Below are 14246 nucleotides of genomic sequence, written 5' to 3' on the forward strand. Positions count from 1 at the left end.
CGCCCCGGCCCAGAGGTCGCGCAACAGGTACGACCTCGCGAAAACACGTACGACCTCGCGCGCAATAGGTACGACCTCGCGAAAACACGTACGACCTCGCGGGAAAGGGGAAGGGGGGGGCGGGGGCGGGATGCCGCGGCTCAAGCACCCGCCGACAGCAACGCGCGCAGCGCGGCCTCGAGCGCCGCGACCTCTTCGCCCGTCATACCGGCAGCCAGTTCTTGCTGCACCTGCTCGACGAGCGGGCGCAGGCGACGGCGCTCGGCGAGACCAGCAACGGACAGCGTCACGACATTGCGCCGCGCGTCGCCCGCGGCCCGCTGCCGCGTGACCAAGCCGCGCCGCTCCATGCGGGCGAGCAGATCGGCCACCGTCGACCGGTCGAGGTCGACCTCGTCGCACAGCTCCCGCTGGCTCGCCTCGCCGCACCGGTCGAGCACCGCGAGAATCGCATACTGCACGCTCGTCGTCTCGGTCGAGGCGACCCGCGCCCAGGTCGCGACGTGCCGCTGCTGCGCCCGGCGGATCAGATACCCCAGGTGGCGCTGCGGTTCGACATCGAGCACGTCGACCGGCTCGCTCATCGCGCGGCCTCGAGCAGGAATCCGCCGAAGAACGCCGTGAGCTCTTCGCGTGCTTCCAGCGGCAGCACGTGCGCGACGTACTGGTCGGGGCGCACGATGACGATGGCACCTTCGGGCGCGATACCGCGCGCCGCGAAGATGTCGGCGTCCTCGCCGGTGGCCCAGACCTTCTCCCAGTCCTGTAGACCCAATGGCCCGGTCCGCGGCAGCAGGATCTCGGGCAGAGCGCCCAGCTCGACGTCGTGATGGTCCGTGCGGAGCACCGCACGCACGTCGATCACGCTGTCGACGTCGGCATCCGCCGAGGTGAACCGCGCAGTCGGGGCGTCTGCGGCATCCGTCAGCCACTGCGCCAGCGACCTCAGACGCCGGCCGCCCTCGTCGCCGAACGCGTAGAGGCGCCAGCGTCCGTCGGCGCGGTGCACGTGGCCGAGTTCGCCACGAGAGGCGTCGGCGACGCGGACGGCCGGTGACGAGTGGAAGCGGGTGCCGATTTCGAACCCGGATGCCAGAGCCTGGTGCTCGTCGGTTCCGGTGAGCGACGACGGCTCGTACCTCGTCGCGAGCCCCGCGGTGTACCGCCCCTGCCGGGCGAATTCGGCCTGCATCTGCGCCGCGGTGACACCGCCGCGTTCGGGATGCTCGGGGTCGACGCTCGGCTGAGCGATGAAGTCTGACCAGAAGCGGTCGAAGTCGATGAGGTCCTTCGCGACCGTCTGCCGTTCGCCCGAGTAGGTGTGCAGCAGCGCGGGTGCCGAGCGACCCTGCAGCACGGCGGCGAGCTTCCAACCGAGGTTGAACGCGTCTTGCATCGACACATTCATGCCCTGACCGGCCTTCGCCGAGTGAGTGTGGCACGCATCGCCCGCGATGAACACGCGCGGGGTGCGACCGTCGTCATCCTCGACATCATCGAACCGGTCGGTCAGGCGCTGCCCGACCTCGTAGACGCTCGACCAGGCGACCTGCTTCACGTCGATCGCATAGGGATGCAGGATCGCGTTCGCGGTCGCGGTGAGCTGCTCGGCGGTGGTGGCGCGGATCGTGCTGTCGCCGGCCGGAATCTCGCCCAGATCCACGTAGCAGCGCACCATGTTGCCGCCCTCGCGCGGGATCATCAGCAGGCTGCCCTTGCCGGCCGACTGCACGACGTTCTTGGTGCGCCAGTCGGGAAAGTCGGTGGTCGCGAGCACGTCCATCACTCCCCACGCGTGGTTCGCGGCATCCCCCGCCAGTTCCCGTCCGATCGCGCTGCGCACTCTGCTGCGCGCCCCGTCGCACCCGACCACGTAGTTCGCCCGCACGGTGAACTGCTCGTCGCCGCGCTGCAGCACGACCTCGACCGGGTGATCGTCGCCGCTGCCGACCGTCAGGGTCACGAAGGAGACGCCGTACTCCGCCTCGAGGCGGCTCGCCGAGCGCGCGGCGTGCTGCAGCAGGAAGTGCTGCATGCGCGCCTGGTTGACGATGACGTGCGGAAACTCGCTGAGCCCGTCGGGGGTGTCCTGCACCCAACCGGTGCGCACGATCTTCGAGCGATCGTCGTCGCTCGGACCCCAGAAGCGCACCTCGTTCACCCAGTACGCCTCGCGCATCAGTTCGTCGGCCAGACCGAACGCCTCGAACATCTCGACCGTGCGGCATGCGACGCCGTCGGCGTGGCCGAGGGCGAGAGGCGCATCGCGGCGCTCGACGATGCGGGTGGTGATGTCGGGGAAGGCCGACAGCTGAGCCGCCAGCACCGTGCCGGCGGGGCCCGTGCCGACGATGAGGACGTCGACGTCGGAGGGGATGTCGGCGGTGCGGGATGCCGCTTCCGGCGCCGCGGGCTGCAGGTCGGGGTCCCCGGGCCGATACCCGTCGCGGTAGTACTGCATGCGATCTCCTTCGATCCCGACGTGAGGTGCGCTCCTGTGCGCGTGTCCACTATATCGTCAGTACCCCAACGATTCTAGTGGGGGATGCCGCAGACCTGTGCGATTTGGCGAGGTCGTGCCGGATCTCGCCAGGTCGTCTTCGCGCCACGGCCGGCCGAGGTGCGACCTCGCGAGAACACGTACGACCTCGCGAAAACACGTACGACCTCGCGAAAACACGTACGACCTCGCGAGAACACGTGCGACCTCGGCGTGAGAGGGTGGGCGCATGGCCAACTCCCCCACCGGCGACTCGGTCACCGAGCGGCTGCTGCGGGTGCTCGAGACCTTCACGCCGACGCGCACGGTGCAGAGCGCCGCCGAGATCGGGCGGCGCGCGGGTCTGCCCTCATCCACCGTGCACCGCTTCATCGGTGAACTCGTCGAGACAGGCCTGCTCGAGCGCGATGAAGACCGGCGCATCCGCGTCGGCATGCGCCTGTGGGAGCTCGCGACGCGCTCCTCCGCCGCACTGCGTCTGCGCCAGGCGGCGATGCCCGCGATGGAGCGCGTGCAGGCAGCCGTCGGCGAGCACACCCAGCTGGCGATCCTCGAGCAGGACGAGGCCCTCTTCCTCGAGCGGCTGTCGAGCCGCGATGCCACCTCCAACATCACCCGCATCGCCGGGCGCCTTCCCCTGCACGCGTCGAGTTCGGGACTCGTCCTGCTCGCGTACGCACCGCCGGACCTGCAGGAACGGGTGCTGGCCGGACCCCTGCACGGGCTGACCCGCGCCACCATCACCGATCCGACGGCTCTGCGCCGCAAGCTCGCCGAGGTGCGCCGGCTCGGGCATGCCGTGGCCCCCGGATCCATCGAAGATGTCGCGACGGGTCTGGCCGTGCCGGTTCGGGATGCCGCGGGCCGGTGCGTCGCGGCACTGTCGGTGGTGGTCGCGCGCGATGCGGCGGTCGAGGCGCCGCTTGCCGCGCTGCATCGCGCGGCCCGCGACATCCACTCCACTCTCGGGGCCTGACGGGGTTCCTGATCCGGCGCCCGCACCCTCGCTGCGATGGCTCTCGCCCGAGGCGAGGAGATCTGCCCGGGCGAGGGCCGATCCACCCGATTCCATCCTCGCCTCGACAGATCCCCTCGGCTCAGGCGAGGAGCCTTGCCACGACCGGCCGTGACTCCTATTCAACGGGAAGAACAGGCCCTCGGCATCTCGCCTCATCCACAATGGGGAGCGAAGTCGAGGGAGACGCACATGACCACCACCGTCCAGACCCGGGTCGCCATCGTCGGAGCCGGGCCCGCCGGGCTGCTGCTCGCGCAGTTGCTGCGCAACGCCGGCATCGACTCGATCGTCGTCGACAGCCGCTCGCGCGATGACATCGAGCAGACCATTCGCGCCGGCATCCTCGAAGAGGGCACCGTCCAGGCTCTCGTGGCCGCCGGGGTCGACACGCACGCGCACCAGGTGGGCATGCGCCACGACGGCATCGAGCTGCGCTTCGACGGCGTCGGGCACCGCATCGACTTCGCCGACCTCGTCGGTCGGGGCGTATGGCTGTACCCCCAACACCTCGTGCTGCAGGATCTGCTGGCCACCCTCGTCCCGGCTGGTGCCGACATCCGCTTCGAGCACACGGCGGTGCGCGTCGACGATGTGACGGGCGACCGCCCGCGCGTGGTCGTGACCGACGCCGAGGGCGCCGAGACCGAGATCGCCGCCGAGATCGTGATCGGCGCCGACGGCTCGCACTCGGTCGTGCGCAAGGCCATGTCCGGGCCGCGCGCCGGCCTGTACCGGGAGTACCCGTTCGCGTGGTTCGGCATTCTCTGCGAGGCGCCCCCGAGCGCCCCCGAGCTCATCTACAGCAACTCGCCCAACGGCTTCGCGCTGATCAGCCAGCGCAGCGACACCGTACAGCGCATGTACTTTCAGTGCGACCCCGACGTCGACCCCGAGGCCTACACACAGGAGCAGCTATGGGAGACCCTCCAGTCGCGCGTGCCGGGCACGACGCTGCACGAGGGGCCGATCTTCCAGTGCGACGTGCTGCAGTTCCGCAGCTTCGTCGCGCGTGAGCTGCGTCGCGATCGCATCGTGCTGGTGGGGGATGCTGCGCACACCGTGCCCCCGACAGGCGCGAAGGGCATGAACCTGGCGATCGCCGACGTGCTGCTGCTGGCCGGCGCCCTGCGGGCGTTCCTGCTCGAGAACGACGCGCGACTGCTCGACGGGTACGAAGAGACGGCCCTGCACCGCATCTGGAAGGCGCAGAACTTCTCGTGGTGGATGACGAGCATGCTGCACCAGATGCCCGATGCGTCGGACTTCGACCGGATGCGGCAGCTCGGCGAGCTGCGCAGCGTCACCGACTCGCACGCCGGGCGCACCTACCTCGCCGAGGCGTACACGGGCTGGCCGATGGAGCCGATCGGTCGTTGAGCGAGGTGGCGCGAACGTCGTTTCGACTCGCTTCGCTCGCTCAACAGCCGGAAGCAGACACACGCCGGTCGTTGAGCGAGGCGGCGCAGCCGCCGAGCCGAAACGAGGCGCGTTTCGACTCGCTTCGCTCGCTCAACGACCGGGAGCACGCCTCCCCTACTCCGCCAGCCAGGCCGCGTAGGCGTCGAAGGTGTAAGGGCGACCGAGGAAGTCGGCGACGAGGTCGGCGGCATCTCCCGATCCGCCGCGGGCGAGAACGCGGTCGCGGTAGCGCGACGCCACGTCCGGCGCGAACAGGTCGGCGCGGTCGAAGGCGCTGAACATGTCCTTCGCGATCACGAGCGACCACATGTAGGTGTAGTAGCCCGAGCTGTATCCATCGAGATGACCGAACGCGCAGTGGAAATGCGTGTCGTCGATGTACGGGAACACCGAGTACTGCGCCTGCGTCTCGCGCACGGTCGTGGTCAGATCGTCGGGCACCTGCTCGTGGATGCGCAGCGACAGCGCCGCGTAGAACATCTGCGTGCGCGCGTGGAAGCCCTTGCCGAAGTCGTCGGCCGTGCGCATGCGCTCGACCAGGTCGGCGGGGATGACCTCACCGGCCTCGTTCGTCGCGAAAGTCGCCAGGACCGCGGCATCCCACGCCCATTCTTCGAGCATCTGGCTCGGGGCCTCGACGAAGTCCCACTCGGTGGCGACGCCTGAGAAGCGCACCCACTGCTGGTCACCTCCGAGCACGTGGTGAATGAGGTGCCCGAACTCGTGGAAGAGCGTGACGACCTGACTGTGCTCCATGAGCCCGGTGCCGAAGTTGCACACAAGCACGCCCTCGGGCAGCTGGCGACCGCGCACTCCTGAGACCAGGTCGAACTGCGCGGCGTGCTTGTACTTGCCCTCGCGCGGGTGCAGGTCGAGGTGGATACGCCCGATCCGCTCGCCGTCGCGCAGCACGTCGTACGAGGCGACGTCTTCGTGCCAGGTCGACGCGTCCACGCGCTGCCAGCTCAGGCCGAACAGGCGCCCGGTGACATCGAGCAGTCCCTGACGCACCTTCTCGAACGCGAAGAACGTGCGCGTCAGCTGCGCATCGACGGCGAACTGCTCCTTGCGGACGAGCTCGGAGTAGTAGGGCACATCGGCCGTGTCGATGTCGGTCGCGCCCGGCACGTCTTGCTGCAAACGCTGCAGCAGAACCCTCTTGTCGCGCTGCGCGGCGTCGGCGGCGGCATCCGCGATCCTGTCGATGAATGTGCCGATCGCCCGGCCGTCGCCGATCATCTTGACCTCGGCGTCGTAGTCGGCCCAGTTAGCGTAGCCGAGCAGCCGCGCGTGCTCGGCGCGCAGCGTGAGCAGGCGGTGCAGCACGGCATCGTTCTCGGGCCAGGCGATGTTCTGGCGCTCGTGAGTCATGGAACGGCGAGTGGATGCCACGGAGCAGTACGTCGCCAACGGCACCGAGTCGGGATAGTCGGTCGAGACGGCGATGAGTCCGTCGTCGTCGGGTTCGTGCGCCGCCATCCAGTCGCTGGGCATGCCGGCCAGCTCTTCGGGCCGCACCCGGATCGTGCGCACGCCCGCACGGATGTTGCGGCTGAACTCCTGACTGGCCTGCAGCTCTTCCTGCGCAAGCTCGCGCAGGCGCGAGCGCGTGGCCTCGTCTCGGTCGACGCCTGCGCGGCGGAAGTCGCGCAGCACCCGCTCGAGCAGCCGCGACGCGTCGGCGTCGAGCCCCGACCCGTCGACCGCGCTGACGATCTCGAACAGCTCGCGGTCGAGCGCCAGCTCGGTGTGGAAGGCATCGATGCGTTGCTCGGCCTCGTCTGCGGCATCCCGAACCGCCTCGTGAGGATTGGTCTGGGAGGAGACGGACGCCGCGGCCGCCGCGTTCGATACGGCGATCTCGATGTCGTTCCAGGCGTTCAGCACGGCGAGCGCGTCGGTCGGCCGGTCGGCGCGCAGCTGTGTGACGAGCTCGCGGGCCCGGTCGAGCTGGCCGTCGCACCGGGAGCGGATCCAGTCGAGGGTGTCAGCAGGGGCGGGAAGCGTCAGCGGTTCGGGAGTCGTCACCGGACGAGACTACGTCAGGGCGCCGACAGCGGCGAGCGCGGTCGTTTCCGCTGCAGCTCGCTCACCGGGCGGAACCGCGCGCCGGCGTGCGCAGATGCCGCGCGACGGCAAGACCCGGAAAGAGGAACAGCAGCACGGCCACGAGCTCGACGAGCAGCGGCACGGTCCATGCGCCGGTCGCCTCGTGCAGCGCGCCCAGCAGCAGCGGACCCGACGCTGCGACCGCGTAGCCCAGCCCCTGCACGATGCCCGAGCGCCCGGCGGTGGTGTGCTCGTCGTCGCCGAACGCATTGATCATGATGAAGACGATCGTCACGCCCCCGCCCTGGGCGAGACCGCCGATCACGCACCACGCCAGCCACAGTCCGGGCGCGAACAGAAAGCCGAGGGGCACGGTCAGCCACCCGATGCCGACGCAGAGGACGCCGATGAGGATCGACGAGCGCAGTGTCACGACGGGCAGGAGCAGGCTGCCGATCATGCCGCCGACCTGGAACAGCGCCGCGATCGCGCCGGCGGCGCTGCTGCTGAAGCCCTGGTCGCCCAGCAGCGTCGGCAGCCACGCCGTGATCGCGTAGAACGCGAACGCCTGCCCGCAGAAGGCGGCCGCCAGCAGCCAGGTCGGTCCATGCCGCAGCACCGAGACGCGCGGCGCGTCGGCGTCACGACGGGGGCCTGGCCTCGGGGCGAAGGCCGCACGTACGCCGCGCAGACCGACCCAGACCACGAGCGCGATGAGCGCGAACACCGACCACGAGGCGATGGCCCAGCGCCATCCGACCACATCCGACAGCGGCGCGGTACCGAGCGTCACCGTCATCGTGCCGACGTTGAGCGCGGCCGTGTAGACGCCGGTCATCGTGTGCGCGCGCCGCGCGCTGAACTCACGCGCGATGATGATCGGCAGCACGACGTTGCCGATCGTGACGAACGCGCCCAGCACAGCCGTGCCGACCATGGCCATCGCGATGCCGTCGACGGATCGCAGGATGCTGCCCAGCACGACTCCGCCGAGGGTCAGCGACAGCGCGACATCCGCCCCCGCCCGTCGGATGATCGCGATCGCCAGCGGCGCGCACACGGCGAAGCAGAGCACGGGGATCGTCGTCAGCAGCCCGATGACGCCGGCGCCGACGCTCAGATCGGCGCCGATCGTGCGCGCGACGGGCGCGACCGAGAGGATCGGGCCGCGCAGCATCGCCGCCGACAGCACGATCACGACGATGAGCACCGGGAGGGAGCGGGATGCTGCGGGGCGGTCAGGCATGATCAGCAACGGTACTCGCGCCCGGCGCGTTTCACTATCTGCGTAGTGATCGGCGGGCGGGTCGTGGTCGCGCCACCGCGCCATGCACCCACGGGCCGCACCGCCGCGGCGCGCTACTCCCCCGCGCCGGCGAGGCGCCGCAGCAGCGCCGTGAACATCTCAGCCTCTTCAGCGTCGAGCACGGCGAAATGTGCGCGCTGCGCATCCTCGACCGCCGAACGCGCCCGCGCGCACGCCTCGCGGCCGGCGTCGGTCGCAACCACGACGTTGACCCGCCGGTCGCGCGGGTCGGGTTCGCGGCGCACCCATCCGCGGCGCTCGAGGTCGTCGAGCACACTCACGATCTGACTGGGATCGAGCCGCAAGAACTCACTGAGCTCGCGCTGCGTGGGCCGCGCATCGGCGGCGGCGAGCGCGAGCACCGAGTACGAGCGCACCTTGAGCCCGAGCGGAGAGAGGGAGGCGGTCGCGTCGGCGAGCGAGAGCGCGTTGGCCCGCGCCAGCAGGAACGCCGGGTCGCTGCCGACCGTGGTCGCCCACAGCGGCGACCTCGTCGTCTGCGTCGTCTCGCCCATTCACCCTCCTCGTGCGCCTATCCTGCCAGAAGGCAATCATTGACAATCTCAATGATCTGCGATTGCATCGGTGTAGCGCAAGAGCGTTGCATGAGCGCACACGCGCAGCACGAGCGAAGGAGCAGGGATGTCACTCGAGGGCAAGGTCGCCATCGTCACCGGATCGGGTCGCGGGCTGGGTCTCGCATACGCGCAGGAACTCGCCCGCCAGGGCGCGGCGGTCGTGGTGAACGACGTCGACGAGAACACCGCGACGGCGGCCGCGGCATCCATCACCGACAACGGAGGCCGCGCAACGGCCGTCGTCGCGCCGGTCGGCTCCACCGAGACCGCCGAACAACTCGTGCAGGCTGCGGTCGAGGCGTACGGACGGCTCGACATCCTCGTGACCAACGCGGGAGTGCTGCGCGACAAGGTGCTGTGGAAGATGAACGACGACGACTTCGACACCGTCGTGAACGTGCACCTGCGCGGCACCTTCACGTGCGTGCGCGCCGCCGCCGCGTACATGCGCGAGAACGAGATCGCCGGACGCATCATCTGCATCGGCTCGCCCGCCGGCCAGCGCGGCAACTTCGGCCAGACCAACTACTCGGGCGTCAAGGCCGCCATCGTGGGCATGGTGCGCACCTGGTCGATGGAGCTGCGCAAGGCCGGCATCACCGCGAACGCCGTGATCCCCGTGGCCGCCACCGCGATGACGGCGACCATGCCCTACTTCGCTGCGGCGGTCGAGGCCGAGCAGAAGGGCGAGGCGATGCCCCCGTTCTTCCGGCACGACCTGGGCTTCGGCACGGCCGACGACGTCGCCGGGCTCGTCGCGTATCTGGCGTCGGATGCCGCGGCCGGCGTCACCGGTCAGGCCATCGGCGTCGGCGGCGACCGCCTGCAGGTCTGGTCGCACCCCGAGCCCGTGTTCAGCGCTTACCGCGAGGGCGGCTGGAGCGTCGCCGCACTCGACGAGGCTTTCGGCGACATCATCGATGCGCATCGCCAGTCGGTGGGCGAGACCTTCCCGCCGCTGCCGGACGAGCTGCAGCGGTAGGGCGAGGGCGTTTCGACTCGCCACCCTCGCTCAACGACCGGAGCCGCCGCTCAAACTGCGCCGCCAACGACCGGAAAGGTACCCATGACCCGCTACGCACCCACAATCGACGTCGACGGCATCGATGCGATCGACACGCACGTGCACATCGAGGTCGATGCGCACGGCCACTCGTCGATGCCGGCCGAGCTGAGCGAGGCGGCGTCGAAGTACTTCAGCACGAGTGGGCCGCGTCCCGACCTCGACTCGATCGCCCAGTACTACCGCGAGCGCAAGACGGCGGCGGTCGTGTTCACCGTCGACGCCCAGACGCAACTGCACCATGCGCCGGTCGACAGCGCCGACATCGCCGCGGGCGCCGCTCGCAACAGCGACATCCTCATCCCCTACGGCTCGGTCGACCCGCGCCGCCCGGATGCCCTCGACCGCATCCGGCGGCTGGTCGACGACAGCGGCGTGCGCGGCTTCAAGTTCCACCCGACGGTGCAGGGCTTCGACCCGAGCGACGAACAGTTCTATCCGCTGTACGCGGCGATCTCCGAGGCCGGCGTTCCTGCACTGTTCCACACCGGGCAGACCGGGATCGGGGCCGGGATGCCGGGGGGCTACGGCTTTCGCCTCGCGCTGTCGAACCCCATGCTGCTCGACGGCGTCGCCGCCGACTTTCCCGATCTGCAGATCATCATGGCCCATCCCTCGGTGCCGTGGCAGGACGAGGCGATCTCGGTCGCCACGCACAAGCACAACACCTGGATCGACCTCTCCGGCTGGAGCCCGAAGTACTTCCCGGCAGAGCTCGTGCGGGCGGCGAACTCGTTTTTGCGCGAGCGGGTCCTGTTCGGCTCGGATTTTCCCCTCATCACACCCGACCGCTGGATCGCCGACGCCGAGAAGGCCGCCCTGTTCAAGCCCGAGGTGCTGCCGGGGATCATGAAGGCCAACGCCGTACGGCTGCTGGAACTGGGCGGCTGAGATGGCCGCGTTCGAGCTGGACCCGACGATCGGAATCGACCCCTACGGCTTCGCGCAGACGCACCTGAGCGCGCCGGCCCGTGCCGCGCTGACCGAGCTGCGAGAGGTGCTCGAGCGCGACGTGCGCCCGCTCATGAACGACGCGTGGGAGACGGCGAGCATGCCCGACGGCGTGCTCGGCGCACTCATCCCCCTGCATCTCATGGATCCGGACGGGGTGGATGCCGCAGAAGCCGCCTCGAGCATGTTCTCGGGCTTCCGCACCTACCTGCTCGCCCGCACCGACGTGTCGGTTGCGACGATGTACAACGCGCAGTCGGGCCTGTTCCGTGCGGCCGTGGCGCTCGGCGGCTCACCCGAGCAGGCGGCCGAGCTCGAGCCACGCATCCGCTCGTTCGACCTGAAAGGCGTGTTCGCTCTGACCGAGCCCGAGCATGGCTCGGACATCGCCGGAGGCCTTGCCACATCGGCTCGCCGAGACGGTGACGAATGGGTGCTCGACGGAGCCAAGCGGTGGATCGGCGGCGCCGTCAGCGCAGATGTCATCGCGGTGTTCGCGCGCGATGATGCCGATGGGCAGGTCAAGGTCTTCGTCGTGCCGCGCGACGCGGACGGCGTGACCGTCTCGACCATTCGCGGCAAAGTCTCACTGCGCCCCATGCAGAACGCGCAGATCACGCTCGAGGGCGTCCGGGTGCCGGAGCGCGCCCGGCTGCAGCGCGTGGACGGATGGCGCGATGTCGCGGGAATCCTGCGCGTGATGCGCTCGGACGTGTCGTGGATCGCCGCGGGTCTGCAGGCCGGGGCCGTGGAGGCGGCGGTGCGCTACGTGCGCGAGCGCGAGCAGTTCGGCCGCCCGATCGGGGCATTCCAGCTCGTGCAGGAGAAGCTCGCCCGCATGGCCGGCAACCTCACCGCGTCGCTGGCGATGGCCGTGCAGCTGTCGGCCCGGCAAGACGCCGGCGTCTTCTCCGACGAGAACTCGGCCCTGGCCAAGATGCAGACCGCCCGTCTCGCACGCGAGACGGTGGCGCTGGGCCGCGAGGTGTGCGGCGGCAACGGCATCCTGCTCGAGAACGACGTCGCGCGTTTCTTCGCCGACGCCGAGGCCGTGTACTCGTACGAGGGCACGCACGAGGTGAACGCCCTGATCGTGGGCCGGGCCCTGACCGGCTCATCCGCATTCGTCTGACAATTGATCCACCGGAGAACGGAGACAACACCATGACCACCACCGTCGACTACGCCGACCTTCCCTCCCTCGTCGGCAAGGACCTGGGCTACAGCGAATGGCGCGAGATCACGCAGGATCAGGTGAACACCTTCGCTGACGCGACCAGCGACCACCAGTGGATCCACACCGACCCCGAGCGCGCCAAAGACGGCCCCTTCGGCGGTCCGATCGCGCACGGGTTCCTCACGCTGTCGCTGACCATTCCGATGTGGACCGAGCTGCTCGACGTCACCGGCGTGACGACGAAGGTCAACTACGGCCTCGACAAGGTCCGGTTCGTCTCGCCGGTGAAGGTCGGCGCGCGGATCCGCATGAACGCGGTCATCGCCGATGTCGCCGAGGTCGCCGGCGGGTACCAGATCACCGTCGACCAGACCATCGAGGTCGAGGGGGGCACCAAGCCCGCCGTCGTCGCGCGCGGGCTCAGCCGCTTCTACGCCTGATCCGGCTCGGGCTGCGCCGGCCGCGCGGGCCCGCGGCATCCCCTCTTCAATGACGAAGGAGACACATGCTCAACCACGGCATCGGCACCTGGGTGAACCGGCGCGCCCAGCGCATGCGCGAAGACAGCGCCATCGCGTTCCGCGACCGGCGCATCGGTTACGAAGAGCTCGACGAGCGCATCCTGCGCCTCGCTGACGCGCTGCGCACACGGGGCGTGCGCGCCGGCGACCGCGTCGCGTACCTGGGCAACAACCACCCCTCGTTCCTCGAGTCGCTGTTCGCCACCACGATGCTGGGCGCGATCTTCGTGCCGCTGAACACGCGGCTCGCGCCCCCCGAGATCGAGTTCGCGGTCGACAACTCGGGTGCGACGACGCTCATCTTCCAGGACGTGCTGCTCGACCTGGCGCGCGCCGGCACCTGGTCGACGTCCGCGCAGCGACGCATCTGCGTCGGAGGGGACGACATCCCGGGCGTCGAGGACTACGACGCGGTCGTGGCTTCAGGCGCCGACGAGTACGTCGACGTGCCGGTGACGCTCGACGATGCGGCGCTCATTCTCTACACGTCGGGCACGACCGGGTACCCGAAGGGCGCCGTGCTCACGCACGGCAACCTCACCTGGAACACGTTCAACGCGCTCGTCGACTACGGCATCGGGTCGGGCGAGCGGGTGCTGCTGATCTCGCCGATGTTCCATGTGGCCTCGCTCGGCATGGGCGCGCTGCCGATCCTGCTGCAGGGCGGCACCGTGATCTTGCACGAGCGCTTCGACCCGGGCGAGGTGCTGCATGCCATCCAGAGCGAGCAGGTCACCATGCTCTCGGGGGTGCCGACGACCTACCAGCTCATCGAGGAGCATCCCGACTGGGCCACGACCGACTTGTCGAGCCTGCGGCACCTCACCTGCGGCGGCTCGTCGATGCCCAAGCGGATGCTCGAGGCCTATGAACAGCGCGGCCTGCATTTCTCCTGCGGCTACGGCATGACCGAGACCTCACCCGGTGCCACGGCGATGCCGCCGCACATGAGTATGGAGAAGATGGGGTCGTCGGGTCTGAAGCAGTTCTTCACCGACGTGAAGATCGTGGGTCCGGAGGGCGGGATGCTGCCGCCCGGCGACGTCGGCGAGATCCTCGTGAGCGGACCGAACGTGATCAGCGAGTACTGGCGGCGCCCCGAGGCGACGGCTGAGGCGATCGTCGACGGCTGGCTGCACACCGGTGACCTCGGCTACCTCGACGAGGACGGCTACCTGTTCATCGTCGACCGGCTCAAGGACATGATCATCTCCGGCGGTGAGAACATCTACTCGGCCGAGGTCGAGGGCGCGATCATGCAGATCCCCGAGATCTCAGCGGTCGCGCTCATCGGAGTGCCCGATCCCAAGTGGGGCGAGGTGCCGCTGGCCGTGGCGACGCTCGACGAGGGCGCGCATCTGACGGCGGCCGACGTGATCGCGCGCCTGGACGGGCGCCTCGCGAAGTACAAGATCCCGCGCGATGTGGTGTTCGTCGACGAGCTGCCGCGCACCGCGAGCGGCAAGATCCGCAAGGGCGACCTGCGCGAGCAGTACGCGCGCTGAGGCCGCGGGCCGTGGCATCCACTCGTCTGCGCGCGGTGGGACGAGGGTGTTGTCGCGCCGGGAACCCACCGGGCGGACGCGGCACGACGACTGAGCGATCACTCAGTCGTCACAGATGACCGCTCTGCCGCCGAAAAGCCGTCATTCGTGACGACTGAA

General features: G+C 69.5%; 12 protein-coding genes. 7 read left to right on the forward strand and 5 right to left on the reverse strand.

Annotated elements, in window-relative coordinates:
• Positions 1-140 precede the first annotated feature (140 nt).
• Positions 141-584, reverse strand: a complete 444-nt coding sequence (locus PU630_RS14470) for a MarR family winged helix-turn-helix transcriptional regulator (protein ID WP_275277760.1) — start codon at positions 582-584, stop codon at positions 141-143.
• Entirely contained in the window at positions 581-2461 is a 1881-nt protein-coding gene (locus tag PU630_RS14475; protein ID WP_275277761.1) for an FAD-dependent monooxygenase, read from the reverse strand. Before PU630_RS14475 ends, PU630_RS14470 begins: the two co-directional genes overlap by 4 nt.
• A gap of 268 nt (positions 2462-2729) precedes the next feature.
• On the opposite strand from PU630_RS14475, the gene PU630_RS14480 reads away from it, so the two are divergent.
• Both PU630_RS14480 and PU630_RS14485 read left to right on the forward strand, forming a co-directional pair.
• Entirely contained in the window at positions 2730-3476 is a 747-nt protein-coding gene (locus PU630_RS14480; protein ID WP_275277762.1) for an IclR family transcriptional regulator, read from the forward strand.
• A 231-nt stretch (positions 3477-3707) separates the two neighbouring features.
• A complete protein-coding gene (locus tag PU630_RS14485) occupies positions 3708-4895 on the forward strand; it encodes a 4-hydroxybenzoate 3-monooxygenase (RefSeq protein ID WP_275277763.1) in 1188 nt (395 codons plus the stop codon).
• A 156-nt stretch (positions 4896-5051) separates the two neighbouring features.
• Here the strand turns inward: PU630_RS14485 and PU630_RS14490 are convergent, their stop codons facing one another.
• The 3 genes from PU630_RS14490 to PU630_RS14500 form a co-directional block, all read right to left on the reverse strand.
• Positions 5052-6965, reverse strand: a complete 1914-nt coding sequence (locus PU630_RS14490; RefSeq protein WP_275277764.1) for a M3 family metallopeptidase — start codon at positions 6963-6965, stop codon at positions 5052-5054.
• Between the two features lie 61 nt (positions 6966-7026).
• The gene (locus PU630_RS14495) at positions 7027-8232 is read right to left on the reverse strand and encodes an MFS transporter (RefSeq protein ID WP_275277765.1); all 1206 of its coding nucleotides are present in this window, start codon (positions 8230-8232) and stop codon (positions 7027-7029) included.
• 113 nt (positions 8233-8345) lie between these two features.
• Complete coding sequence (locus tag PU630_RS14500; RefSeq protein WP_275277766.1) at positions 8346-8807, reverse strand: MarR family winged helix-turn-helix transcriptional regulator; 462 nt, start codon at positions 8805-8807, stop codon at positions 8346-8348.
• A gap of 127 nt (positions 8808-8934) precedes the next feature.
• Here PU630_RS14500 and PU630_RS14505 point away from each other — a divergent pair, with 127 nt between their 5' ends.
• The 5 genes from PU630_RS14505 to menE all read left to right on the forward strand — a co-directional run bounded on the left by PU630_RS14505 (position 8935) and on the right by menE (position 14087).
• Positions 8935-9852 carry an SDR family NAD(P)-dependent oxidoreductase gene (locus tag PU630_RS14505; RefSeq protein WP_275277767.1) on the forward strand — a complete coding sequence of 306 codons (918 nt, stop codon included), beginning with the start codon at positions 8935-8937 and terminating at the stop codon, positions 9850-9852.
• Positions 9853-9936: 84 nt separating this feature from the next.
• Positions 9937-10824: an amidohydrolase family protein gene (locus PU630_RS14510; protein ID WP_275277768.1), complete on the forward strand. Its 888-nt coding sequence runs from the start codon at positions 9937-9939 to the stop codon at positions 10822-10824.
• A 1-nt stretch (position 10825) separates the two neighbouring features.
• Entirely contained in the window at positions 10826-12016 is a 1191-nt protein-coding gene (locus tag PU630_RS14515) for an acyl-CoA dehydrogenase family protein (protein WP_275277769.1), read from the forward strand.
• A 32-nt stretch (positions 12017-12048) separates the two neighbouring features.
• On the forward strand, positions 12049-12501 hold the full coding sequence (locus PU630_RS14520) for a MaoC family dehydratase (protein ID WP_275277770.1): 453 nt from the start codon (positions 12049-12051) through the stop codon (positions 12499-12501).
• A gap of 65 nt (positions 12502-12566) precedes the next feature.
• The gene (menE, locus tag PU630_RS14525) at positions 12567-14087 is read left to right on the forward strand and encodes an o-succinylbenzoate--CoA ligase (protein ID WP_275277771.1); all 1521 of its coding nucleotides are present in this window, start codon (positions 12567-12569) and stop codon (positions 14085-14087) included.
• Positions 14088-14246 lie beyond the last annotated feature (159 nt).

Origin of the sequence: Microbacterium horticulturae (assembly GCF_029094505.1) — a bacterium.
Lineage (GTDB): Bacteria > Actinomycetota > Actinomycetes > Actinomycetales > Microbacteriaceae > Microbacterium > Microbacterium horticulturae.